The sequence below is a fragment of the Maricaulis sp. genome, from assembly GCF_017642925.1.
In the GTDB taxonomy this organism is placed as follows: Bacteria; Pseudomonadota; Alphaproteobacteria; order Caulobacterales; family Maricaulaceae; genus Maricaulis.
In genome coordinates this window covers 31,504-55,774 of sequence record NZ_JAEPOL010000022.1, presented here as the reverse complement: position 1 = coordinate 55,774, position 24,271 = coordinate 31,504, and the positions used below count along the sequence as shown (strand labels likewise).

The 24,271-nt window shown below is 65.9% G+C and carries 24 protein-coding genes and 2 pseudogenes; 14 read left to right on the top strand and 12 right to left on the bottom strand.

Features of this window, described 5'->3' with window-relative positions; translation table 11 throughout:
- The first annotated feature begins 432 nt into the window (after positions 1-432).
- The 5 genes from JJ918_RS15410 (at position 433) to JJ918_RS15390 (ending at position 5,516) form a co-directional block, all read left to right on the top strand.
- Entirely contained in the window at positions 433-885 is a 453-nt protein-coding gene (locus JJ918_RS15410) for an iron-sulfur cluster assembly scaffold protein (protein ID WP_291889286.1), read from the top strand.
- 151 nt (positions 886-1,036) lie between these two features.
- Entirely contained in the window at positions 1,037-1,408 is a 372-nt protein-coding gene (gene yidD, locus JJ918_RS15405; protein WP_291889284.1) for a membrane protein insertion efficiency factor YidD, read from the top strand.
- 3 nt (positions 1,409-1,411) lie between these two features.
- Positions 1,412-3,346 (top strand): threonine--tRNA ligase, encoded by a 1,935-nt coding sequence (gene thrS / locus JJ918_RS15400; RefSeq protein ID WP_291889281.1) that lies wholly within the window; start codon positions 1,412-1,414, stop codon positions 3,344-3,346.
- Between the two features lie 23 nt (positions 3,347-3,369).
- Positions 3,370-4,593, top strand: a complete 1,224-nt coding sequence (locus JJ918_RS15395) for an O-antigen ligase (RefSeq protein ID WP_291889279.1) — start codon at positions 3,370-3,372, stop codon at positions 4,591-4,593.
- Positions 4,506-5,516 carry a glycosyltransferase family 2 protein gene (locus JJ918_RS15390; RefSeq protein WP_291889277.1) on the top strand — a complete coding sequence of 337 codons (1,011 nt, stop codon included), beginning with the start codon at positions 4,506-4,508 and terminating at the stop codon, positions 5,514-5,516. The genes JJ918_RS15395 and JJ918_RS15390 overlap by 88 nt, the downstream gene beginning before the upstream one ends.
- 216 nt (positions 5,517-5,732) lie before the next feature.
- Here the strand turns inward: JJ918_RS15390 and JJ918_RS15385 are convergent, their stop codons facing one another.
- The gene (locus JJ918_RS15385; protein WP_291889276.1) at positions 5,733-6,641 is read right to left on the bottom strand and encodes a hydroxymethylglutaryl-CoA lyase; all 909 of its coding nucleotides are present in this window, start codon (positions 6,639-6,641) and stop codon (positions 5,733-5,735) included.
- The gene (locus JJ918_RS15380) at positions 6,638-8,452 is read right to left on the bottom strand and encodes a glycosyltransferase family 39 protein (protein ID WP_291889274.1); all 1,815 of its coding nucleotides are present in this window, start codon (positions 8,450-8,452) and stop codon (positions 6,638-6,640) included. Before JJ918_RS15380 ends, JJ918_RS15385 begins: the two co-directional genes overlap by 4 nt.
- A gap of 103 nt (positions 8,453-8,555) precedes the next feature.
- On the opposite strand from JJ918_RS15380, the gene JJ918_RS15375 reads away from it, so the two are divergent.
- Positions 8,556-9,302: a glycosyltransferase family 2 protein gene (locus JJ918_RS15375; RefSeq protein ID WP_291889272.1), complete on the top strand. Its 747-nt coding sequence runs from the start codon at positions 8,556-8,558 to the stop codon at positions 9,300-9,302.
- Between the two features lie 138 nt (positions 9,303-9,440).
- Entirely contained in the window at positions 9,441-9,854 is a 414-nt protein-coding gene (locus JJ918_RS15370; RefSeq protein WP_291889270.1) for a hypothetical protein, read from the top strand.
- A gap of 129 nt (positions 9,855-9,983) precedes the next feature.
- Here JJ918_RS15370 and JJ918_RS15365 read toward each other — a convergent pair whose 3' ends face one another.
- Positions 9,984-10,316 (bottom strand): hypothetical protein, encoded by a 333-nt coding sequence (locus JJ918_RS15365; protein ID WP_291889269.1) that lies wholly within the window; start codon positions 10,314-10,316, stop codon positions 9,984-9,986.
- Between the two features lie 160 nt (positions 10,317-10,476).
- Positions 10,477-11,070 carry a polyhydroxyalkanoate synthesis repressor PhaR gene (gene phaR / locus JJ918_RS15360; protein ID WP_291889267.1) on the bottom strand — a complete coding sequence of 198 codons (594 nt, stop codon included), beginning with the start codon at positions 11,068-11,070 and terminating at the stop codon, positions 10,477-10,479.
- Between the two features lie 161 nt (positions 11,071-11,231).
- On the opposite strand from phaR, the gene phbB reads away from it, so the two are divergent.
- Together phbB and JJ918_RS15350 are read left to right on the top strand one after the other, a co-directional pair.
- Positions 11,232-11,957, top strand: coding sequence for an acetoacetyl-CoA reductase (phbB, locus tag JJ918_RS15355; RefSeq protein WP_291889265.1), 726 nt, complete (start codon positions 11,232-11,234; stop codon positions 11,955-11,957).
- A gap of 69 nt (positions 11,958-12,026) precedes the next feature.
- Complete coding sequence (locus tag JJ918_RS15350; protein WP_291889263.1) at positions 12,027-12,755, top strand: DUF4908 domain-containing protein; 729 nt, start codon at positions 12,027-12,029, stop codon at positions 12,753-12,755.
- A gap of 111 nt (positions 12,756-12,866) precedes the next feature.
- Here the strand turns inward: JJ918_RS15350 and JJ918_RS15345 are convergent, their stop codons facing one another.
- From JJ918_RS15345 to gloB, 3 genes are all read right to left on the bottom strand, one after another.
- The gene (locus JJ918_RS15345) at positions 12,867-13,298 is read right to left on the bottom strand and encodes a cupin domain-containing protein (protein ID WP_291889260.1); all 432 of its coding nucleotides are present in this window, start codon (positions 13,296-13,298) and stop codon (positions 12,867-12,869) included.
- A gap of 2 nt (positions 13,299-13,300) precedes the next feature.
- Entirely contained in the window at positions 13,301-15,031 is a 1,731-nt protein-coding gene (locus JJ918_RS15340) for a SulP family inorganic anion transporter (RefSeq protein WP_291889259.1), read from the bottom strand.
- Positions 15,032-15,153: 122 nt separating this feature from the next.
- Entirely contained in the window at positions 15,154-15,924 is a 771-nt protein-coding gene (gene gloB / locus JJ918_RS15335) for a hydroxyacylglutathione hydrolase (protein ID WP_291889257.1), read from the bottom strand.
- A gap of 73 nt (positions 15,925-15,997) precedes the next feature.
- Between gloB and JJ918_RS15330 the strand changes: the two genes are divergently transcribed.
- A complete protein-coding gene (locus tag JJ918_RS15330) occupies positions 15,998-16,771 on the top strand; it encodes a methyltransferase domain-containing protein (RefSeq protein ID WP_291889255.1) in 774 nt (257 codons plus the stop codon).
- A 10-nt stretch (positions 16,772-16,781) separates the two neighbouring features.
- A complete protein-coding gene (hisC, locus tag JJ918_RS15325; RefSeq protein ID WP_291889254.1) occupies positions 16,782-17,870 on the top strand; it encodes a histidinol-phosphate transaminase in 1,089 nt (362 codons plus the stop codon).
- A gap of 18 nt (positions 17,871-17,888) precedes the next feature.
- On the opposite strand, the gene JJ918_RS15320 is transcribed toward hisC, so the two are convergent.
- From JJ918_RS15320 to ftsE, 5 genes and pseudogenes are all read right to left on the bottom strand, one after another.
- Entirely contained in the window at positions 17,889-18,893 is a 1,005-nt protein-coding gene (locus tag JJ918_RS15320) for a DUF2125 domain-containing protein (RefSeq protein WP_291889252.1), read from the bottom strand.
- Between the two features lie 2 nt (positions 18,894-18,895).
- Positions 18,896-19,639, bottom strand: a complete 744-nt coding sequence (locus JJ918_RS15315) for a 1-acyl-sn-glycerol-3-phosphate acyltransferase (protein WP_291889251.1) — start codon at positions 19,637-19,639, stop codon at positions 18,896-18,898.
- Positions 19,639-20,226, bottom strand: coding sequence for a YdcF family protein (locus JJ918_RS15310; RefSeq protein WP_291889249.1), 588 nt, complete (start codon positions 20,224-20,226; stop codon positions 19,639-19,641). The genes JJ918_RS15315 and JJ918_RS15310 overlap by 1 nt, the downstream gene beginning before the upstream one ends.
- Positions 20,227-20,319: 93 nt before the next feature.
- The gene (locus JJ918_RS15305) at positions 20,320-21,240 is read right to left on the bottom strand and encodes a hypothetical protein (protein WP_291889247.1); all 921 of its coding nucleotides are present in this window, start codon (positions 21,238-21,240) and stop codon (positions 20,320-20,322) included.
- A gap of 106 nt (positions 21,241-21,346) precedes the next feature.
- Positions 21,347-22,030 (bottom strand): annotated as a pseudogene (ftsE, locus tag JJ918_RS15300) (cell division ATP-binding protein FtsE); the annotation flags it as partial.
- Positions 22,031-22,093: 63 nt separating this feature from the next.
- On the opposite strand from ftsE, the pseudogene JJ918_RS17275 reads away from it, so the two are divergent.
- The 3 genes and pseudogenes from JJ918_RS17275 to JJ918_RS15290 form a co-directional block, all read left to right on the top strand.
- Positions 22,094-22,198: pseudogene (locus JJ918_RS17275) on the top strand (MJ0042-type zinc finger domain-containing protein); the annotation flags it as partial.
- A gap of 51 nt (positions 22,199-22,249) precedes the next feature.
- Positions 22,250-22,975 carry a DUF3426 domain-containing protein gene (locus JJ918_RS15295; protein ID WP_291889243.1) on the top strand — a complete coding sequence of 242 codons (726 nt, stop codon included), beginning with the start codon at positions 22,250-22,252 and terminating at the stop codon, positions 22,973-22,975.
- A 77-nt stretch (positions 22,976-23,052) separates the two neighbouring features.
- Positions 23,053-24,231: an ATP-binding protein gene (locus JJ918_RS15290; RefSeq protein ID WP_291889241.1), complete on the top strand. Its 1,179-nt coding sequence runs from the start codon at positions 23,053-23,055 to the stop codon at positions 24,229-24,231.
- The last annotated feature ends 40 nt before the right edge of the window (positions 24,232-24,271 follow it).

Genomic DNA, 24,271 nt, shown 5'->3' with positions numbered 1-24,271 from the left:
GGCGGGCTCGGATCGTACTACGCCATCATGGGGGATAAGTGAGCGATCGCCGTCACCGCGCCCTATGAACTGGGCCCTGACCTTCGTCAGGGTGACGGTGTTTGGTGGAGCGTTGGTACCTTCTCTTCCAACTCTCTCATTTTTCCCGGACGGAGGCCTGCGCAGGCAGGCTGCAGATCCGGGACCGACCGAAGATCACTTCAAGCGATGAGCTTCCCGTAGATCCCGGCACTCCGCCCGGCTCAGGGCCGGGCATTCGACCGGGAAAAACCGAGGGTGTTTAGGGCGACGGTGGCAGCTCCGCCGCGCGCCCCTCATCCGCCTTGCGGGCACCCTTCGGCTGCGCCGACCGCTCCCTAGCCCCAAGAGGGGAGAAGGAGGGCGCCTTACCCCATGGCAAAGCGCGCGGAAACGCACTAGATAGAGGGCGTAATGGCTGACGAACTCTACTCCAATGCCGTCCTGCGGCTGGCGGCGGATATTCCGCGCATCGGGCGTCTTGAACGTCCGCAGGCGTCGGTGCGCAAGGTGTCGCGCCTGTGCGGTTCTGAAGTCGAGATCGATATCGTCATGCGTGGCGACCGCGTTGCCGACCTCGCCCTGCGGGTAAAGGCCTGTGCGCTGGGCCAGGCTTCGGCCTCGGTGCTGGCGCGCCAGGTCGTCGGCGCTTCGCTGAAAGAGCTGGAAGTCGCCCGCGACAGCCTGCTGGCCATGCTGAAACAGGGCAAGCCGGCGCCGCGCGGCCGTTTCGGCGAACTTGCCGTCTTGGAAGGCGCCCGCGCCTATCCCGCCCGTCACCAGTCGGTGATGCTGGCCTTCGAGGCCGTGACCGAGGCGGCCCGCCAGGCGGCGACTGCGCAGACTCCGACCTCGCTCACTGGATAGGGCTGTCCGGCCCCGCTTTGCCGGCGGGACGAGCCCGGGCAGTCCGAAAAGGCTTCCACACTTCACCCACAGGCTTTACTGCGGCCCGCGGTGCGCGCTTGATGTCCATGGTGGACAGCGCGTCCAGCGGCGTTAAAAGGCTTGAATCCATATGCGTTCGACGGAACGGAAAGAAACGCCAGACCGCCCGCTCGTCGGGGCCGTGATGATCGGCGCCTTGCGCGTCTATCAATGGACCCTGTCGCCGGTCTTCTATGCGCTGGGCGTGCGCTGCCGCCACGAGCCGAGCTGTTCGCACTATGCGATCGGATCGGTGACGGCGCAGGGCCCCTGGCGCGGTTTCTGGCTGACGCTGGGGCGGCTGGGACGATGCCGCCCGGGCGGCACGTTCGGTTTCGACCCGGTTCCGGAGGCGCGTACGCATGTTCCCTGGTGGCGGGTCTGGGCCTTCCGGACCCGGTCGCCGGGACCAGCGCAGGACGAGCTTTCGCCGGCGGGCCGCGCCGACAACAAGGACATGTGACCGATGATCAATGTGACGCTTCCCGACGGATCGAAACGCGAGCTTCCCGACGGCGCCACGCCCCTCGACCTGGCCGAGGGCATTTCCAAATCGCTGGCCAAGGCGGCCATCATTGCCGAGGTAGACGGCCAGGACTGGGACCTGACCCGGCCGCTGGACGGTGACGCCCAGGTCGCCATCGTGACGCGCAAGGACGAGAAGGCGCTGGAGGTGATCCGCCACGATGCGGCCCACATCCTTGCTCAGGCCGTGCAGGACCTTTTCCCCGGCACGCAGGTGACGATCGGCCCGGCCATCGAGGACGGGTTCTACTATGATTTTGCCCGCGAAGAGCCGTTCAGCCCGGAAGATTTCGAGGCGATCGAAAAGCGCATGGGCGAGATCGTCGATGCGGATCTGCCCTTCGTGCGCGAGGTCTGGGACCGCAATGAGGCGATCGCCGAGTTCGAGAAGATGGGCGAGGCCTACAAGGCCGAGCTGATCCGCGATCTGCCCGAGAGCGAGACGATCACCATCTACCGCCAGGGCGACTGGTTCGACCTGTGCCGTGGTCCGCACCTGCCCTCCACGGGCAAGGTGGGCAAGGCGTTCAAGCTGATGAAGGTGGCCGGTGCCTATTGGCGCGGCGATCATCGCAACGCCATGCTGCAGCGGATCTACGGCACGGCCTGGGCCGACGAGAAACAGCTCAAGGCACACCTGCACCGTCTGGAAGAGGCCGAGAAGCGCGATCACCGCCGGCTCGGCAAGCAGATGGAGCTCTTCCACTTCCAGGAAGAGGCCCAGGGCCAGGTGTTCTGGCACCCCAATGGCTGGCGCCTCTATCGCGCGGTGCAGGACTATATGCGCCGGCGGCTGGAAGCGGCGGGCTATGTCGAGATCAGGACGCCGCAGCTGATGGACCGCAAGTTCTGGGAGGCCTCCGGCCACTGGGACAAGTACCGGGAGAACATGTTCATTTCCTCGATCGACCAGGAAGAGAAGGTCCTGGCGGTCAAGCCGATGAACTGCCCGTGCCACGTCCAGGTGTTCAACCAGGGCCAGAAATCCTATCGCGACCTGCCGCTGCGCATGGCCGAGTTCGGCTCCTGCCACCGCTATGAACCGTCCGGCTCGCTGCACGGTCTGATGCGGGTGCGCGGCTTCGTGCAGGACGATGCGCACATCTTCTGCACGGTCGACCAGATCACCGAGGAGGTGAGGGCCTTCTGCGAGCTGCTGAAGTCGGTCTATGCCGATTTCGGTTTCGAGGAGCCGCGCATCAAATTCTCCGACCGTCCGGAAACGCGGGTCGGGTCGGACGAGGTCTGGGACAAGGCCGAAGCGGCACTCAAGGAAGCCGCCGCAGCGTCGGGTCTGGAATACGAGCACAATCCCGGCGACGGCGCTTTCTATGGCCCCAAGCTGGACTTTGTGGTCAAGGACGCGATCGGCCGCGACTGGCAGACGGGCACGATCCAGTGCGACTTCAACCTGCCGGAACGCCTGGATGCGACCTTTGTCGGCGATGACAGCGAGAAGCACCGCCCCGTCATGCTGCACCGGGCGATCCTGGGCTCGCTGGAGCGTTTCCTGGGCGTGCTGATCGAGAACTATGCCGGCAAGCTGCCCTTCTGGCTGGCCCCGCGCCAGATTGTCATCGCGACGATCACGTCCGATGCCGACAGCTATGCCGAAACGGTGAAGGCGGCGATGGTGAAGGCCGGGCTGAATGTGGAGACCGATCTGCGCAACGAGAAGATCAACTACAAGGTCCGCGAACACTCGGTCGGCAAGGTGCCGGTGATTGCCGTTGTCGGCCGCAAGGAGGCCGAGGAGGGCACGCTCGCCCTGCGCTTCCTGGGTGAAGAGGGCAACAAGCAGGAAGTCCTGCCGCTGGACGAGGCGATCGCCCGCCTGGCGGCTGACGCCACGCCGCCGGACCTGAAGCGGAACTGACGGCGTAGGGGAGGGACGCGGACGTGCGCGATGATACCAGGGCAGGCATAGCCGGCATCGCCGCGTTCGCACTCTCCTTCCTCTTCGGTATCGCCGGATCGCTGATGATCGCGCCGGCGGTAGCGCTTATGGCGCTGGTGGCCTTCCCGGTCGAGCCGTCCTTCTGGCGGCCCGGCCGGGTGCCGATCTCGCTGATCGCCGGCGGCCTGTTCCTGGTCTGGATTGCGCTGAGCTTCCTGTGGTCGCCGCACGACGATCCCGGTCAAATCTGGCGGACCTGTCTGGGCATTCCGCTCTATGCGCTGTTTGCCGTGCGCATCGGCAAGCTGGGCGGCGCCTGGCAGCGGCGTGTCGAGGCGGCGATCATGTTCCTCGTCGCCGGGCTGGGCCTTTATCTCTTTGCCGAAGCGATGCTGGACGGCAGCGCGACCCGCGGCTTCAAGATCGCCGTCGAGGGCATGGGCAGCCTGCCCGAGCGGGATCAGATGATCCATGTGAACCGCAATCTGGGACATGCGGCCGTGCCGCTGCTCTTGCTGTCGGTTCCCGCGGCGCTGATCGCCTGGCGCGAGGGCGGTCCGCTGATCGGGGCGCTGTTTGTCGGCCTGGCGGCGGTCGCGGCTTTCGCCTTCGACACCGAGGTCAACACGGTCGCCTTCATTCTCGCCGGCATCGCGGCCGTTCTGACCGTGTTCTGGCCGCGCACGCTGCTGGCCATCGTGTTCGGGACGGTGGCGGGCATGCTGATCGTCATGCCGCTTGCCCTGCCGGATGTGATTGCGCACATGCCGCAAAGCCTGCGCGATGCCATGCCATTGTCCTGGGTCTGGCGCCTGGAGATCTGGTCCTATGCCGGTGAACTGATCCGGGAAAAGCCCTGGACGGGGTATGGGCTGGATGCGTCCCGTCCGCTCAACGCCGAGATGGAACTGGCCGGCTACACAATCGAGCGCTTGCCGTTGCACCCGCACAATGCGACTTTGCACATCTGGCTTGAAACAGGCGCTGTCGGAGCTGTGCTCCTGGCGTCCTGTCTGGTTGCCATGGGGGGAAGAATTGCAGGTGCTCCGCAACTTTCACGGCTGCAGGCCGTTGGAGTGGTCTGGATACTTGTGGTGTATGTATCCCTTATCGTGTTCTCCTACGGGGTCTGGCAGGAATGGCACCAAGGGACAGTAGCGTTGGCGGCGACGTCGGTCTTCTTCCTCGGAGCGAAGCAGCCCCGGGGGCGGGTGCCGCGCGTCTGAGCGTCGTTACGGTCTCCTGGCAGACCGGTCCGCGCCTGCTCGAGGCTGTCGCCGCGATCCTGGCGGCGCCCGGTGTCGACGAATTCGTGCTCGTCAATCACGGCAATCCGCCCGACATGATCCGGCGTCTGCGCGAAATGGCGGCGGGCAGCGACAAGCTCGTCCTGGTGGAAACCGGCGCCAATCTCGGTTTTGCCAAGGGCTGCAATATCGGCGCCCAGCGTGCCTCCGGCGAATGGGTGGTGTTTCTCAATCCCGACGCCGTGCTGCGTCCCGGATCCATGCGGCGGATGAAGGCCTCCGCGGCCGAGCTGGGATCCGGCATGTGGGTGCTCGGCGCGCGCATCACCAACGAGAACGGCACCGAACAGCGCGGCGGCCGTCGCGGCGAGCTGACACCGGTCTCGGCGATGGTCAGCTTCCTCGGGCTGGAACGGTTTCTGCCGGGCGCCCGCAATCTGCATTTCGAGAACCAGCCGCTGGCCGACGGTGTAATGGATGTGCCGGTCGTCTCGGGCGCCGCAATGATGGTGCCGCGCCAGGCCTTCCTCGATCATGGCGGGTTCGACGAGCGCTATTTCCTGCACGTCGAGGATATCGATCTGTGCCGCCAGGTGCGTGCGCAGGGCGGGCGGGTGTATTTCGAGCCGCGGGCGGAAATCCTCCACTACGGCGGCACCAGCCGCACGTCGCCCTTCTTCGTGGAGACCCACAAGGCGCTGGGCTTCATCAAGTATTTCTGGAAGCATTATCCCGGACCGCTGCAGCGGCTCGCCACGATGGCGATGATCGGGCCGATCTTCGCGGCGATCTGGGGGCGGATCACGCTCCTGCGCCTGAAGGCGCAGGTGCAGAATTTCATCCACCGCCAGCGCGTGGCGCTGCGCCTGCGCCGCATCCGGCGTGCCAGCGGCAGCCGCTAGGCGGCCGGGACGGACAGTAAACACTCGACTGCGACATGAGCCATCCTTCCCCTTGATGGGGAAGGGGGACCGCGCCGAAGGCGTGGTGGATGGGGTGAGGGCGAGGTGTTCGCGGTTTTGCACTAAAAAGGCCAACACCGGGATTCACCCCTTCCGACCCGAAGCTTTGCTTCGGCCCACCTTCCCCATCAAGGGGAAGGATGGATGTCGCAATGGTCAGCGGGCGGGAGCGGGAAATGCACCAGCCCGCGAGAGCGCCGAATCCACCGGGTGTTTCAGCCCGTCCGTTTCCAGCCATTTCGCCGTTTCGATGAGTTTGCCCAGGTCGAGCCCGGTGTCGAAACCGCCGCGCTCGAGCATGTAGACCACATCCTCGGTCGCCACATTGCCGGTCGCAGCCGGGGCGAAGGGACAGCCGCCAATCCCGCCGACCGAGGCGTCGATGACATCGACGCCGGCCTCGACAGCGGCGTAGATATTGGCCATCGCCGTATTGCGCGTGTTGTGGAAGTGCATGCGCAGGCGCATGTCGCCGCTCTGCGCACGCACCAGGTCCAGGGTCTTGCGGACTTTCCACGGGTCGGCGACGCCGATCGTGTCACCCATGGCGAATTCGACCGCACCGGCGGACCGGGCCCGGCCGGCCAGCTGCGCGACGACGGCAGGATCGACCTCGCCGTCAAACGGGTCGCCGAAGGCCACGGAGACGGTCACCGAAACGGGCACGCCCTCGTCATGGGCGAGGATGGCGATGCGGTCGAACAGATCGGCGGTCTGCTCCGGCGTCGCATTCTGGTTCTTCAGGCCGAAACCCGGCGAGGCGACCATGACATAATTCACCTCGTCACAGCCGGCCTCCAGCGCGCGCCGCATGCCGCGCTCATTGAGGGCGAGGCCGATATATTTCACCCCGTCCTGCCGCGGCACACGCTGCATCACATCATCGCTGTCGGCCATGGCCGGCACGAGTTTGGGGTGGACAAAGCTGGCCGCTTCCATGCGGCGGACGCCCGCCGCGATCAGGCGTTCGACGAATTCAATCTTGGTATCCGTCGACATCATCGCCGGGTCGTTCTGCAGCCCGTCACGCGGGCCGACTTCAACGATTTCGATCTTTCGGGTCATTGAACATCAAGCTCCGGGATTTGAGGCGTGTCCGGCTGGCAGCGCGAGAAGATCGCAACCAGAGTCGTGTCACTGCCTCTGGAATAATTCGTACCGGGAAGCCAAGCCCGGTGACAGTCGCCAAGCGTGTTGAGGCGGTCGAACAGGTCATGCTCCGGCCAGGCGCTGCCGGGCCGGCTCCCACCGGCGAAAGCGGCGCGCAGATCCTCGTCGCGCGACAGGTCCAGCACCAGCAATGTGGGGGCTTCGCGCGCTTCTGCAAAGGCCAGCACATCCTCTGCCGATCCGAGGAATGTGTCCGTGCCCAGCGAGAAGACGAGACTGGGTTCGGTGTAGGACGAGGCCGTCACGATGTCATGCGGCGCGATGCGCGCGATCTCCTCCGACATATCCCGCACGGCACGCACCCGCTCGGCAAGACGTACCGCTTCGGCGCCGGGCAGGGCCGCGCCGCGTGTCATCACGTGCCAGCTCAGTCCCGACAGCACGGCCAGGACGAGCGCGACGGAGCCGGCGCGCAGCCAGCCTGCGATCAGGGTCGCGCCCGCCAGCCCGGAAAAGACCGCGGCCGCGGCGAGCACGAGTGCCATCATCGTCGGCGAAAGCCCGGGTTCGGCGGCGCCGTCGAAGCTGGCCTGTACAAGGGCCAGCACATCCCGGCTCGTGCCATCGCCAAAGGTCATGAAAACCGCCGGAACGAAGATCGCGAAGATCAGCGCCGCCAGTCCGAACAGTGCCCAGCCGGTCCATCGGGCCCAGTTCGCGGTCTTGGTCAGCTCCACAAACCCCCAGCCTGCGATCAGGGCCAGGGCGGGATAGGTCGGCAGCACGTAGTGCGGCAGTTTGGTGGGCATGAGTTCGAAGACGATCCAGGTCGGCAGTGCCCAGGCGATTAGGAAACGGGCGGTGCGGGTGGCCTTGTCATCGATCCGTCCGCGCACAGCCGGTATCAGGCGCGTCAGGCCGGGAATGAGGAAGAGGATGGCCGGGAAGAAGGTCAGCGGCAGCAGAAGGAGATAATAGCCCGGCCAGCCGCCATGGCGTTCCTGGGCCGAGATGATCTTGGGTCCCATGTCCACACCCAGCGCCTCGCGCAGAAAATTGCCCTCGGTGGCGATCTGGATGGAGACGATCCAGGGCAGGACCATCACGACCGCCAGTACCGGCCCGGCCCAGAAGAGGAGCGGTTTCAGCCAGCGCCACTCGCGCTCCCAGATCACCAGCGTCAGGATCGTCAGGCCGGCCACCATCGGTGTCACCGGGCCCTTGATCAGCACACCAAGACCGAGTGCGAACCAGAAGAGGAGGGCGGTCTTGCGGCCCCCGCCGGCGCGCAGATTGGCCAGCGCTGCCAGGGCGAGCGTGGTGGCGCCGGCCAGCATGGCGTCGGTCTTGGCGATGCCGCCCTCGATGCCCAGCATCACGGTCGCTGCAAAAAGCGCCGCGCCGGCAAAGGCCGCTTCGCGGCCGACCAGGCGCTGGCCGCCCCAGAAACAGGCGAGCGCCGCCAGGATGGCGCCGAGCATGGAGGGGATGCGATAGGCCCAGATCTCGCGCGCCTCGGCGCTCGACAGGGCGGCGACACTGGCCGCCTGCAGCCAGTGGATACCGACGGGCTTCTTGTTGCGTTCCTCGTCCTGGAAATTGATCTCGACGAGATTGCCGCTCTCCAGCATCTGGGCCGTCGCCTGGGCAAAACGGCTCTCGTCACGGTCGAGCGGCGGCAGGGTGAATATCCCGGCCAGGGCCGCCGCGGCCGCAATCGCAGCAATGATGAAACAGGCGCGCAGGCCCCGGGAAAGCTCGGTCATCCACCTCTCCGGTTTACGCCGGACATGAGAAAACCCTCGCGTCGCGAACCAAACCCGGTATGTAACGGGCAGACCCTGTTTCGCAAGCTCAAGCCGTCATCCCATGAGCCAGACCCCCTCCGCCCTGCCGGAAATCTCCGTCGTCGTTCCGGCCTATAACGAGGCCGGCAATGTCGTGCCGCTCGCCCGCGAGATCGCCGAAGCGCTCGAGGGCCGCAATTTCGAGATCATCTTCGTCGACGACCATTCGTCCGACGCGACCCGCGACGAGCTGGTTGCAGCGAAGGCCGAGCTGCCCATGCTGCGGGTCGTGTCGCACCGGCACAATGCCGGTCAGTCGCGCTCGATCCGGACCGGCGTGATGCATGCGCGTGGTGCAGTCGTGGCAACCCTGGACGGGGACGGTCAGAACCCGCCGCAGGACCTGCCCACGGTGATCGATGCGCTGATGCGCCCCGATGCACCGGACCGGCTCGCCCTGGTCGGGGGCGACCGAACGGCGAACCGCCAGGACAGCGCCTGGAAGAAATTCGCCTCGCGCGCCGGCAATGGTATCCGCAAGGGGCTGCTGAACGATGATTGCAACGATACCGGATGCGGGCTGAAGGCCTTCCGGCGCCAGGCCTATCTGGAATTGCCCTTCTTCGATCACCAGCACCGTTTCATCCCGGCCCTGATGAATCGCGAGGGTTATCTGTGCGAATTCCGGCCGGTTTCCCACCGCCACCGCACGATCGGTTCGTCAAAATATACGAATTTCGGCCGTCTTTTCGCCTCTTTGACAGACATCCTTGGCATGATGTGGTTAAATTCGCGGGCGCGCAGCCCGCGCGGAACCGACGAGTATTGATACCGGCGCCCGCCCGCGGCCGCCGGTCAGGGGACGAAAGGATGCGAGATGGCCGGAGGCGGGGATAACGGCGTATTGCTAGGTATGACGGCGGCGAACCAGGCTCGGCGCGCCGGCGGATCCAAGGGGGGAAGTTCCATGTTCAATGTCATTCCACTGCTGGGAATTCCGGTCATCGTCTATGCGGTGCTGGTGATTTTCACGGGCGGGGAACCGTCAGCGGCAGCCGCGCTGATGGACAATACCGTATTCCAGGTGCCGCTGGTATCAGGCCCCTGGGGCATGAAGGTCGGCGACCTGCTGATCATCTTCGCGCTGATCATGATGTTCATCGAGCTGGTGAAGTCGGCCGGCACGGGGACTGCGACGATCATCAATCACGGCCTGTCCATGGCCGTCTTCGTGATCGCCATGGCGCTCTTTCTGCTGGTCGGCCGTTTCGGCACCTCGGTCTTCTTCCTCATCACCATGATGGCGCTGATGGATACGGTGGCCGGTTTCGTGGTGACGATCGTCGCCGCCCGCCGCGACCTCGCGGTCGGCGGGGAATAGGCACAAAAACCTTTCGCCCCGCGCAAGCGGGGCGAAAGGTTTTTGTCTAGACTAGGAAAAACACCAGTCCGGCGCCCAGGCTGACATCCAGCCAGAAACCGGCACGCCGGGCGGTTCCAAGAGACAGGCTCATGCGCGCCGCTCCCATTTCGGGGCCGGCGCGCTTGGCTGTGCGGCCTGGGCGTAGGTGCGGCGGAAACGCTCGACCTCGCTGGGGTCGGCCTTGATGCCGCGGCGCGGGATATCGCCACCGATGATCTGGACCATGACCTCCGCCGTGGCAGGACGCGCGCGGACAAAGGACCGTTCGGCATAGCCGTCGGTCTTCTGCCGGGTCGGGACGGTGACAAGGGCACGGTCCTGCCGGGGCGGATGGTCGCTGGAACCGCGTGCACGACCGGCCGGCTCTACGCGCCGGCGGGTCGGGGTCGGGACAGAATATGCACTGCGGATCGTGGTCATGCCGTCTGCTTCGCAAGGCCGATGCCAACTCTTAATGAGAGGTTAACCACGATCCGGGTGCGAAAACAGGGTTTAGAGGTTGTAAATGAATACACCCGGCGGTCGCGGGACCGCCGGGTGCGTCAATTCGGTACGAAAGTCTTAACGGCGCGGGGCCGCTCTATTTCTTCTTGTCGAGGATCTGGTCGAGCTTGGCACGCATCGCATCGAGTTCCTCGCGCATGGCGGACAGATCCTCGCTCTCCTTCTCCGGCGCGGCCTTGCCGGCCTCATCCGGGGTTTCCCCCGGCTGATTGAAGGGCGAGAACATGCGCATGGCCTGGCCGAACATCTCCATGTTGCGGCGGGTCTGTTCCTCAAGCATGGCCATGGAGGCCTGCGGCGAGGTCATCGCCTCGGTCATGCGCTCGCGGAATTCCTCCTGCTGCTGGGCGAAGGAATTCATCGACATCTGCAGATAGCCGGGCACGACGCTCTGCAGGCTGTCGCCATAGAAGCCGATCAGCTGGCGCAGGAAATCGACGGGCAGCAGATTGGCGCCGCGCGACTCCTCTTCGAAAATGATCTGGGCCAGAACGCCGCGCGTCAGGTCGTCGCCGCTCTTGGCGTCGACCACCTGGAACTCTGTCCCCTTCTTCACCAGGTCGCGCAGATAATCGAGTGTGACGTACTGGCTGGTCGAGGTGTCGTAGAGGCGCCGGTTCGCATACTTCTTGATGATGATCTCGGGCGACTTTCCGTTCGATTTGGTCACCGCTTACTCCCCTGTGGTGCGCCCTTTTTTTATCGGTCGAGCCGCAATTCGCTCGACACGAGCGCGTAGCTATTTCATCTAAGGGTGTACGCGCTTAATGTGGTCTGCTGCAAGCGCGAACGCAAATGGCCGATGAGCCATGTCGAATTTCGGGGGATGGAATGACACGCACCGCAATCGTGACCGGCGGCACTCGGGGCATCGGCGCCGCCATCAGTCTCGCGCTCAAATCGGCCGGCCACACGGTCGTCGCCAATTATGCCGGCAATGAAGCGGCCGCCCGGGCCTTCGCCGAGGAAACCGGTATCAAGGTGGTGAAGTTCGATGTCGGCGACGCCGATGCCAGCGCCGCCGGGCTTGCAGAAGCCGAACAGGCAGCCGGCGCGCCGGTGGATATCGTCATCAACAACGCCGGCATCACGCGCGACACCATGTTCCACAAGATGAGTGCGGAACAGTGGCGCGAGGTGATGCGGGTCAATCTGGACTCGATGTTCAATGTCACGCGCCCGGCGATCGACGGCATGCGCGAGCGCGGCTGGGGCCGGATCGTCAACATCTCCTCGATCAACGGCCAGAAGGGCCAGATGGGCCAGGTGAATTATTCCGCAGCGAAGGCTGGCGTGATCGGCTTCACCAAGGCGCTGGCCCAGGAAACCGCCCGCAAGGGGATCACGGTGAATTGCGTGGCGCCGGGCTACATCAATACCGACATGGTCGCGGCCGTGCCGGAAAAAGTGCTCGAGAGCATTATCGCCGGCATCCCGGCCGGCCGGCTGGGCGAGGCCGGCGAGATCGGCGCGCTCGTCGTCTATCTGTGCAGCGAGGAGGCGGGTTTCATGACCGGCTCCACCCTCACCATCAATGGCGGCCAGTACATGGCCTGATGCGGCTCGGCAGCGGGCTGCAGTGCCTGCCGCAAATTTGCCGTCTTGCCACTGATGATGCTGACCGGGATGATACGCTGGATAACCGCCATACTGATCGCCGCACTCGCTGCCGGCGCCGCTTCGGGAATGCAGAACCCGTTGCGCGACCGCCTGTTGCGCAATGAGCGGGTGCAGGAGACCACCGGCTGGTACCAGCGGGCCGATACCGGCGCCTTCTTCCTGTTCGACCGGTCCGGCGAAGCTGCCCTGCTGCGCGAGCGCGATGCGCTGGACAGCGAGGTGATCGTGCTCTATCCCGACCGTGCGCCGGGGGGCGGAACCGCTTTTATCACCGATACCGGACGCGAGCTGATTCGGCTCAATGCACTGGGCGGCGCGACCTATTTTCCCGCCGACGCACCCGACGGTGTGATTGTCGAATTCGCCAGTCCGGCGGCCGGCCTGTCGCCGATCCCGCGCTCCCCCGGTGAAGTCAGAAGCCGTGCCGAGCGCCTCGCCGGCGATCTGGCCCGCCAGCTCGACCGCAATATCTCGGTGCAGTATGCCCCGGCCCCGCGGGCCGGCCTCGGCATCCAGTTCGACACGCTCGATCTGATTGACCGCGCCGTCGAACTCGTGCCCGGCGATCGCCGGCGTCTGCGCGATCTGACGGAGATCAGCCTGGTGCTGGGCGACCGGCCGGCGGCCTTTGTCGAAGAGAGCCGGCTGGTGATCGTGATTGCGCCGGATGCGGGCCACGCCGGACGGCCGTCCTCGGCGATGATCGCCCAGGTCCTGGCGCGGATGTCGAGTTAGATCTCTTCATCGTCATCGAGGCGGATGATATGGCTCCGGCTTTTTGGGCGGTCGCATTTTCGAACCGCAGAACCGGTTCCCACTTCTGCTGAAAATGCTCCAGGGCAAATCCTACCCCGGCGCCCAGCCTTCGGGTGCCAGTTCAAATCCTGAAAATTCGAAACCCGGGGCCACCGTGCAACCGACCAGGCTCCAGGCGCCCGTTGTGCGCGCGGCCTGCCAGGCACCCTCCGGTACCACGCCCTGCGGCCGCTGACCCTCCGCCACATCCGGGCCGAGCTCGATCGCGCGCGTGGTCTGTGCATCTTCACTGACCGAAAGGACAAGCGGTGCGCCGGCATACCAGTGCCAGGTCTCCACCGCGTCGACCCGGTGCCAGTGCGAGCCGGGCCCCGCGGTCAGAAGGAAATAGATCGCGGTCGAGCGCGACCGGCCGTCCGGTCCGTCGGCATCCCGGAAGGTCTCGACAAACCAGCCGCCCTCAGGATGCGGCTGCATGCCCAGCGTGTCGATAAGGGTGCGGATTTCCGGTGTGAGGCTCATGGTCATGTTCCGGTGGCGGCGTTGTTCTGGCGAACGGACGAGACGGCATCCTCGATTGATGCGGCATAGGCGACAAGGGGTGGCGTGACACCCTGACGCTCCAGCGCCTCGCGCACCGTCGCATTCGTACCGGTCAGCCAGATATCGATGGCGTGCCGTTCTGCCGCCTTGCGGGCAAAGGCTGCGATCGTGTGGGCTGCGGTCGAGTCGATGGCCGGGACGTGCGTGAAGTCGAGGATGAAGGCGCGGTGCCGGTCGGCGATGGATCCCAGCACGCTGTCGACCGTGGATGCCGCCCCGAAAAAGAACACGCCGCGAATGCGATAGATGACGATATCCGGATCGGTCGCCAGGCCGGCATCATAGCCGTCGCGTTCGACACTGTCGGCGATGTCGCGCTGGACCAGCCCGTCCTCCCGGTCGATGCCTGCCAGTTCCGACATGCGGTTGATGAACAGGATCGCGCCGAGGGAGAAGCCGACGACGATACCGGCAGTCAGGTCATAGAAGACCGTGAGGAGGAAGGTCGACAGGAGAACCAGCGCATCGCCCCTGGAGGCGCGCAGCAGGCCGAAGAACTGGTGCCGCTCGGCCATGTTCCAGGCCACGACGGCGAGGATGCCGCCGAGGGCGGAGAGCGGGATGTAGCGGGCGAGCGGTGCCGCGATCAGCATGAAGGCGAGCAGAAAGGCGGCGTGCAGCATGCCGGCGACCGGGCTGCGGGCTCCGGCGCGGATATTCGTCGCCGTGCGGGCAATGGCGCCGGTCACGCACAGCCCGCCGAACAGGCCGGACCCGATATTCGCGACCCCCTGGGCGACAAGCTCGCAATTGGACCGGTGACGCCGGCCGGTCATGCCATCCGCGACGACGGCGGAGAGCAGTGACTCGATCGAGCCGAGCAGGGCGAAGGCAAAGGCGCTGGGCAGCACGGCAATCGCCTTGTCCAGCGAGAGGGCGGGCAGCGACGGTGCGGGCAGCCCGTGCGGGATGCCGCCGAATGCGCTGCCGATGGTCTCGACGGGCAGGTCCAGCAGCGCCGCGGCAGCCGAGGCTGCGACGATGGCGACCAGCATGCCCGGCCAGCCGGGCCGCCAGGCCTTGAGGCCGGCGATAATGGCGATGGTCGCAACGGCAAGGCCGGCGGCCTGCAGGTTCAGCGTCGGCAGGGCGGCGGCGAGGGCTTCCAGCTTCGGGGCGAAGGCGCTGGGCTCCGGGCCGTCCAGCTCAAGCCCCAGAATAGGGCGCAGCTGGCTGGTGAAGATGATGACTGCTATCCCGGCCGTGAAGCCGATCGTCACCGGATAGGGGATGAATTTGATATAAGTGCCCAGCCGCATATAGCCGGTTGCGATCAGGATCGCGCCGGACATCAGTGTGGCGAGGATCAGCCCGTCCGGTCCGTGCTGTTCCAGGGTTGCCGCGACGAGCACGATGAAGGCGCCTGCGGGGCCGCCGATCTGGAAGCGGCTGCCGCCCAGTAACGAGACCAGGAAACCGCCGATGATCGCGGCATAGAGACCCTGTGCGGGCGAGACGCCCGACGCGATGGCGATCGCCATGGACAGGGGCAGGGCGACGATGGCGACCGTCAGCCCGGCGACCATGTCGGCGCGCAGGTGCGTCAGCCCGTAGCCCTCGCGCAGCACGGTGACGATCTTGGGTGTGAACAGGGCGGCAAAGCCCGGTGCCGGCGGATGACCGGACCGGCGGTCGCTCGATGATGGTTCCATGGCAGCACATCCCGCATTGCCCGGCCGCGTGCCGATCGCGGAGGTCGACTGCCGGACAGTTTTTGTCACCCCCGAGGGCAGGGTGTGTCAACACGACACTCTGACGGCAAGGAGCGACGGGCTCAGAAATTGTCCTTTCGACGGCGGATTTCCGCGAAGACGGCGGTGTCGTCGGCGGTCTCCAGGCCGAGGCGCTTGCGGATGGCCGGATCGGCGGGACGCAGGAAGGGATTGGCGGCCAGTTCGGCGCCGATCGTGGTCGGCACGGTTGCTTCGCCGCGGGCACGTTCGGCCTCGACAGCGGCGGCATAGGCCTGCAGGTCGCGATTGTCCGGATCGACCGAGAGCGCGAAGGCGGCATTGGCCTGGGTGTATTCGTGTGCGCAATAGATGCGCGTTTCCTCGGGCCAGGCCGCCAGGCGGCTCAGGCTGGTCCACATCTGCTCCGGCGAGCCTTCGAACAGGCGGCCGCAGCCCAGCGCGAACAGCGTGTCGCCGACAAAGGCGATCCGGTCATCGGCGAAGTGATAGCAGACATGGCCCAGCGTGTGGCCCGGCGTGAACAGCACGCGCGCCTCGTGCCGGCCGAGAGCGACGGTGTCGCCGTCGCTGACGGGCACGTCGATGTCCGGGATGCGGTGGGCGTCATAGCGGGGCGCAACGATGCGGGCGCCGGTCGCGGCGCGCACGGCGGCATTGCCGCCGGCATGGTCGAAATGATGGTGCGTGTTCCAGATCTGGGTAATGCGCCAGCCTACCGCCTCGGCCTCGGCCAGGATGCGGTCGGCGTCCGGCGTGTCGATCGTGGCGGTCTCCCCGCTCTCCGGATCGTGCACGAGAAAGCCGTAATTGTCCGATAGGCAGGGGAATTGCCGGATAAGGAGGTCGCTCATTGTCGTTGCCGCGGCTTGGGTTAGTGTGGCCTTGAATGCCGACTGTGTAGGACATGAACGGGGAGTCTGGCCAGTGCGCCGCGATGCCACCGAACTCGATCGCTTCTACAAGACCCGCCAGGGTCTGACCGCCCGCCGCATGATAGGCCGCCGCATCCGGGCGCTGTGGCCCGAGACGCGCGATCTCGACGTGCTGGGCTTGGGCTTTGCCAATCCCTATCTGGATCCCTACCGGCGCCAGTCGCGGCGCTGCATCTCCTTCATGCCCGCCGGGCAGGGCGTGATCGTGCCGGCCCGCGAAGGCACACCGACGGCGCTGGGCGATGAGGTCCACCTGCCTTTTCCCGAAGCGCTGTTCGATCGGGTGCTGCTGGTCCACGCGCTGGAAGAGGCGGACAGCCTGCCCGTCCTGCTGCGTGAAATCTGGCGGGTGATGGCGCCGGAAGGACGGCTGATGCTTGTGACCGCCTCGCGCAGCGGCATGTGGGCGCTGTCCGACAAGACGCCCTTCGGCCATGGCCGGCCGTTTACGCGCGGCCAGCTGTCCGGCCTGCTCGAGGATTCGCTGCTGGAAGCCACAGCCTGGTCGCGGGCGCTCTACGCGCCGCCCTGGGGCTGGGCGACCCACAGGCGTATCGCGTCGGTGTGGGAAGAGGTCGGGGAATATGCTTGGCCCGGTCTGGGCGGGGTCATCCTGGCAGAGGCCGTGAAGCATACCGGCGCGGTCCGGCCGCAACGGCGCACTGCGCCCGTTCGCAAACGCGCACTTGAAGGGCAGGCGCAGCCCGCGCTATCTCCCCGTCACCTGTCCGGACGGCAAGGGGCTGACCGGACGCTCCAGGACTAGAGGTCGCTTCATGGGTATTGAGCCGCGCGCGGGCATTCTCGACATTCGTCCCTACAAGCCGGGTGCCGCGGAAGCGCCGGGCATCGCCAATCCGGTGAAGCTGTCCTCGAACGAGAACGCGCTGGGCTGTTCGCCCAAGGCCGCGGCGGCGTTCGAGGCCTCGGCCAAACGCCTGCATCTCTATCCCGATGGCGGCGCGACCAAGCTGCGCGAAGCGATCGCGCGCGAGGAAGGGCTGGAAGCGGAGAACATCGTCTGCGGTTGCGGCTCCGACGAACTCCTGCAGCTCCTGGGCCGGGCCTATCTCAATCCGGGCGACAAGGTGGTGCAGTCGCAATACGGCTTCCTCGTCTACCGCTTGGTGGCGATGCAGTCCGGCGCCGAAATCGTCTCCGCACCCGAGCGCAACTACACCACCGATGTCGATGCGCTGATCGAGGCGGCCGGCGATGACGCCAAGATCGTCTTCCTGGCCAATCCGAATAATCCGACCGGCACCTATATCTCCGACGCCGAAGTGCGCCGCCTGCGCGATGCGCTGCCGGCCTCCACGCTGCTGGTGGTCGATGCGGCCTATGCCGAATTCGTGCGCAATGCCGATTATTCCGCCGGTCTGGAACTGGCGCGCGAACGCGACGACGTCGTTGTCACCCGTACCTTCTCCAAGATCCACGGTCTGGCCGGTGCGCGTCTGGGCTGGGCCTATGGCAACAAGTCCATCATCGACGTGCTGCACCGGGTGCGCGGCCCGTTCAACGTCAACCTGCCGGCTATCGAAGCGGGCACGGCGGCGATCGCCGATCGCGATTTCATGAAGCGCTCGGCCGACCACAATGAGGAATGGGTCGCCTGGCTGCGTCAGCAGATCGGCGGTCTGGGCCTGGAAGTGACCCCGAGCGTGTGCAATTTCGTGCTGATCCACTTCCCCGAGACGCCGGGCCGCACGGCGAAGGACGCCGACGCCTTCCTGACGTCGAAGGGCCTGATCATCCGCCCGGTCGAGCCCTATGGCCTGCCCAATGCGCTGCGCGCCACGGTCGGCAAGGCCGAGGAAAACCGGCGCCTGGTGGACGGTCTGGCCGAGTTCATGCGTGGCTAGGCACCGGCGGTCGGGCGATCACTCGTCGATGGCGCCCAGGCGCACCGGACCCAGATAGATCCCGCCGTCATGGATGCGGAAGGGCAGGGCAACCCCTTCGGCGCTGCGCGGGGCCATCATGGCTGCGAGTCTGAGCGCCTGCTCGTTCTCGCGCGGGACCACGCCGGCCTCGATCAGGGCGTCTGCGAGTGTGTCCGGGTCGGTAATGCGCAGCGACAGGCGCCCGTCCGGGCGTGCCAGGCTGTCGATGGTGAAGTCGCCATTGCCGGTGATATGCGCGGGACCCCATTCCAGCTCGGCATCGGCGATCTGCAGCGCGCCGCCGGCATCGCGCCAGGCGATGGCGTTGGCGCCGTCGGCGAGGGCCGACCAATGCGTGACTTCCAGATCGATACGGGCGGTGCGGGCCGTGTCGCCGAAGGCACGCTCGACATCGGGCTCCAGCACATCCGGTGCGGCGCGGACACCGGAGACGGCAAGGCGCATGCGCAGGCCGTCTTCCTCGTCCACAGCGCCGGACATCAGGAGCTCGTCGATGGAGCGGATATCGGGCGGCGTGCCGGCATGGGTGGTCACCACAAGGTCGCGGAATTCCGCACCGACGCGTTCGGTCTCACCGGCTGCATTGTAGACCAGGCTGATCCGGGCGTCCGACCCGGTCACCTCGATCACGCTGCCTTCGCTGGCATAGTCTTCCAGCAAGAGCGGACCGCCAAAGGCGACGATCCAGTGCGACAGGTCGTGCGGCATGGCGTTCGCGCTAAGTTCCTGCAGCCGGGCATCCCAGCCGCCATCGCTCTGCGGCGCGCGGAAATGCGGTTCGACGAGCCGGATCTGGAAACGGTAGGGATAGCCACCGATGTGCAGACCGGCATGCTCGATCTGGTAGCCGGCATTTTCCTTGTCGGCGATCCATTCGTCGACGCCCTTGCGGATCTGTCCGCTGGCGATGACCCAGTAGGCCGAATACAGCACGAACAGCCCGATAATGGCCGCGATGGGCCATAGCAGTTTGGTTCTCATGGTCACCGGCCTGTCCTCCCCAACGGCATTCCGGCGTCATCGACCGCCTGCAGGGCGTCCGATGCGGTGTTGATGCGCGTATGCAGTTCGCGCAGGAATTCGGGCTTGCCCAGCCCTGGCGGGATCGGTTCGAGAAACTCGACCACGATCCGGCCCGGCCGTTTCAGGCCGCAATAGGATTTCAGGAAGACGCCGGAATTCAGCGCCACCGGCACGCAGGGCACGCCCATATTCAGATACAGCCCGGCAGCACCCGGCTTGAAGTCGGGGTGCTCGCCCGGTTCGACGCGGGTGCCTTCCGGGAAGATCAGGATCTGCCGGTCCTCGCCGGCCCGGCGGGCCGCATCGCGCATCATGCCCTTCAGCGCGCTGGCGCCCTTCTTCCGGTTCACCGAGATATTGCCCAGCTTCACGGCGAACCAGCCGAAGAAGGGCATGTAGGTGAGGGTATGTTTCAGGATGATCGCCGGATCGGGCAGGATCTCCCAGAAGGCCAGCGTCTCCCACATGCTCATATGTTTTGAGGCGACCAGCGCACCGCCTGCGGGCAGGTGTTCGCGGCCGCGCACCTCGAAGGTGATGCCGTAGATCCAGCGCAGGCCGAACCAGAGCATTTTGAGATAGACCCGAAGCCAGCCACGCGACCAGGTGCGCGGCCCCAGCAGCAAGGGCAGTCCGACCAGGCCCATGAAGACCATGAGCGAATACATGTAGATGTAGAAGACGAGCGAGCGGATCAGGGTCATCAGACGCTTTCGGGACGCGGTGTAACGGTCTGGCGCAGCCACACGGCGGTGAACTTGGCGTACTCCTGCAGCCACAGACGCGAGGCACCGAAATCCCGCCAGGGCGGGGTCGTGCGGACGGGGTAGGCGATCAGTTCGACACCGGGCATCAGGGCGCGCATCTCCAGGAGGCTGCGCGGCAGATGATAGTCTGATGTGACGATGATCAAGCTCCGATAGCCGTTTTCGCGCACCAGCGCGCCGGTCTCGCGGGCATTGCCGATCGTGTCTGTGGCGTCGCGGCCGAGAATGACGCAGCAAGCGAGTTCATCGTCGGACAGGCCGGAATGGCGCTGGATGTCGGCCGGCGTGGCCGAGGCATCGACACCGGAAATCAGCAGCCGGGGCGCACGGCCTTCACGCAGGAGATCGATGCCTGTCGTGGTGCGGCCCACATCGCCGGTCAGGACGACGATGGCATCGGCCTGGCGTCCGGCGTCGGGGGTGGCGTAGGTGGCGATCCGGCCGGCGAACACGAGAAAGCCGATGGCCAGTCCGGCCACCAGCAGGAAGGCGAGTGTGCGCAATGCAATCCAGCCCCGGCTCATCGCGTCCGTCCGATCCCGTATCGCTGTGCGGCGTCTGCCGCCCGTGAAACCTGCATCAGCATGTCCTCGCGAACCCGGCCGTTTTGTGGCGCGCTACCAGCGTCCCCGCAAGTCCGACGCGACAGCAAGTCGCGCCGAAACCGCGGCAGTCAGACCGGCCAGCAAGGGGGCCAGGGCCAGCAGGATCAGCTCGAACGGGTCGGTCGCCCATTGCGGCAGGAAGAATGCCATATCGGCCGGCGACCCGCCGACGCTGACCAGAATGGACACCAGACCGGCAAAGATCGCGCCGGCGGCCCCGGACTTCAGGCCCAGCATGAAGAAGCGCCGCTGGAACAGGCCGGCGATAAAGCGGTCCTCGGCGCCGCACAGGTGCAGTGCGTCGATCACGTCGACGCGGGCTGCGAGACTGGCCCGTGCGGCGAAGGCAACGACGGCCGCAGCGGCACCGGCGACCAGCGCCAGAAGGGCGAGGCCCAGCGTCTGTGCTGTCGTCGCGGCGCGGCGCACGGCTGCTGCCCAGCGCGAATGATCGTCAACGGTCGCGGCCAGCCCGGCCTCGTCCAGCCGGGCCTGTAGTGCCTCGGGCTGGAAGCTGCCGGCACGAACGGTCTCGCTGTCCAGCTCCACCTCGACCATCAGTGGCAGGGGCAGATCGTCCGGCAGATTGCCTTCGCCCAGCCAGGGGCGGAGCAGGGCCAGCGCGTGTTCGCGTGTGCGGGCGGTCGCATCCCGGACGCCCTGCATGGACCGGGCGATCTCTGCAGCGGTCTCGGCATCCGCCGTGGTGTCGCGCTCGTCGACGGGGCGGATCTGGATCGTCAGGCTGGACTCCAGATCGCTGGTCCAGGTCTGGGCCTGCAGCCAGGCACCGCGAGCGCCGAGGGCCGCCACGCAGGCGAGGAAGACCAGGATGGCGGCGACGAGAAACAGCGGACGGTCGCGGCCCGCATCGGGCGGCAGAAGCCGGCCATTGCCGCCGGCGGGCGGTTTGGGAACGGCGGGCTCACTCATCGCCGGCCTCCGTATCCGTACCCGGGGGCGACATCGCATCCAGCGCTTCACGGCCTTCGGCCTCGCGCTGATCCGCGTCGCGCTGGCGCCGGCCGCGTGAGGGGCGGATATGCAGATGACCGTTCGACAGCGTCATCACCGGAGCATCGACCATCCGCACCAGTTGCAGATCGTGCGTCGCGATGATGATCGTCGTGCCCAGCTTGTTCAGCTCGGCGAAAAGGCGCAGCAGGCGCATGCCCATTTCGGGATCGACATTGCCCGTGGGCTCGTCGGCGATGAGGATTTCCGGCTGGCCGACCACCGCGCGGGCGATCGCGACGCGCTGTTGTTCACCGCCGGACAGGGTTGGCGGCAGGGCTGACATGCGATCGCCCAGGCCGACCCAGGCGAGGAGTTCGGCGACGTCCTCGGCATAGTCCGAGCGCTTCTTTCCGGCCACACGCAGCGGCAGGGCGACATTGTCGAACACGCTCAAGTGATTGAGAAGACGGAACTCCTGGAACACCACACCGATCCGGCGGCGCAGGTCCGGCAGGTCGCGGCGCGGCAGCGTGGCGGTGTCGCGGCCGAAGAAGGAGACCAGCCCGCGCGACGGTTTGGCGGCCAGATAGATGAGCTTCAAAAGCGACGTCTTGCCCGCACCGGACGGTCCGGTGAGAAATTGGAAAGAACCCCGTGGTAAATCAAACGACAAATCGCGCAGAATCTCCGGGCCGCGTCCGTACCGCATGCCGACATTGTCGAAGCGGACAACCGGTTCGGGATCGCTGTGCGGGGAAGCGGTCATACTCGGGTTGATGGAGTGCCTCCACTGACACGGGTGAACCTGGTTGGACGAAAACGACGCACGATGAGCATTGTACTGAGCTGTCCGTCCTGTTCTACGCGGTATCGCGCGAATGCCGACGCAATCGGCAGCGCCGGCCGCCGTGTGCGCTGTGCATCCTGCGGACATGTATGGACCGCCGACGCCCAGATTCCAACGGAAGCGGCCGCGGCGCAAGACATGGTCTCACCGCAATCCCCGGCCGAACCGGTCGTCGAGAAGCAGCCGCACAAGGCTTTCCGCGAACGCCAGGAAAAGAAACGTCACACCCTCTCGGTCGCTGCTGCGGGCGGGGCCTGGGGCGCTTTGGCCGTTGCCTGCGCTGTCGTGCTGACGACCGCCTGGATCTTCCGGGTGGATGTCGTCACGCTCTGGCCGCGCGCCTCCTCGGCCTATGCCGCGGTGGGGGCCGAGGTGAACCCGTACGGTTTCTCGGTCGGCGAGCTGGATATCCGCCGCGATGTGGATCATGGCGTTCCGCTTCTCGTGATCGAGGGCGATGTGCGCAATTTCGACCGCCGCTCGCGCGCCATGCCGGGCCTGCGGGCCGTGCTGCGCGATGCGCAGGGCGAGTCGGTTCTGGAATGGACGGTGTCGGTGCCGGCCGCGCAGATCCGTGCCGGCAAGCGCCAGGATTTCCGCACCGTCGTGTCCGATCCCCCGCCCTCGGCGGTCGAGGTCGAGGTGATGCTGATGGCCCATGCCGCGACCGGCAATGCGGCGCACGAGGATGCCGGCGAGGATGAGGACGCGCATGCTGCCCCGTCCAACCCAGAGCCATCCCATGAAGCGCCGTCGCACAACACGCCGTCTCATGATACGCCTGACCATGCTCCGGCCCCGGCTGCCGGGCATGAGCCGGTTGTCGCCGAGCACCAGGAAACGGCTGACGGCGGTCATCACTGATTTCACCGGCCGCGTCCGGCGACGACAGGGGATATCTTATCCTTGCAGATTCGGAACTTATATACGAAACTGCAAGGATGATATCACGCGATCTGACTGCGGAAATTGTCGAGGCGCTGGATGAAAACCCTGCGGTGGTCCTGCTCGGGCCGCGTCAGGTGGGCAAGACCACGCTGGCACACGAGATCGCATCGGGCCGGCCATCGATCTATCTCGATCTCGAACGGCCGTCGGACATGGCCAAGCTTCAGGATCCGGAACTTTATCTACGCGATCATCTCGACAAGCTGGTTATTCTCGACGAGGTTCATCGTGTTCCGGAACTCTTCGGAACGCTGCGTGGCCTTATCGACGAGGCTCGCCGGCTCGGCCGCGGCGACGGGCGTTACCTGTTGCTCGGCTCCGCGTCGATGGAGCTCATGAACCAGTCCTCGGAGTCGCTTGCCGGCCGCGTGGCGTATCGCGAGCTGGCGCCGGTCACGGCCAGAGAACTTGATGAGGACATCCCGGTTTCGACCCTCTGGGAGCGGGGCGGCTTCCCGCGCAGCCTGCTGGCGCCCAGAGCACGGGCCAGCGTCAATTGGCGCCGCGATTTCATCCGGACCTATCTGGAGAGGGATATCCCGCAGCTCGGGACGCGTATTCCGGCGGAAACGCTGCGCCGCTTCTGGACGATGCTGGCGCATCACCAGGGCGGCCTGTTCAATGCGTCCGAATTCGGCCGTTCGCTGGGCGTCGACAGCAAGACCGTCGCGAACTACCGCGATCTGATGATCGACCTGCTGCTGGTCCGCAAGCTCATGCCCTGGCACAGAAACACCAAGAAACGGCTGGTCAAGTCGCCGAAAGTCTATGTCCGCGACAGCGGGCTCTGCCATACATTGCTGGGCATTGACAGCTTCGATGCCTTGCTGGGGCACCCGGTTCTTGGTGGCAGCTGGGAGGGCTTTGTTGTCGAGGATATCGCCGCGGCCGGTCAGCTGGAGGCTCATCAACTCAGCTTCTACCGGGCGGCGGGCGGTGCGGAGATCGACCTTCTCGTCGAGCGGGACGGCGAAACCTGGGCAATCGAAATCAAGCGCACCAGTACGCCGAAGCTCACCCGGGGCTTCCACTCCGCATGCGAGGACCTGCAGCCTGCTAGGGCGTTCTTCGTATATGGCGGTCAGGAGCGTTACCGGCTGGCCGATGGCGTCGAAGCCATCGGGCTGCGGGAGTTGTTGAACGAAGTGTCGGCAAGTCGGGCTGCCAACTGACCGTATGCTGCCGGGCTGCGATAAGCGTTGATGCAGGCAA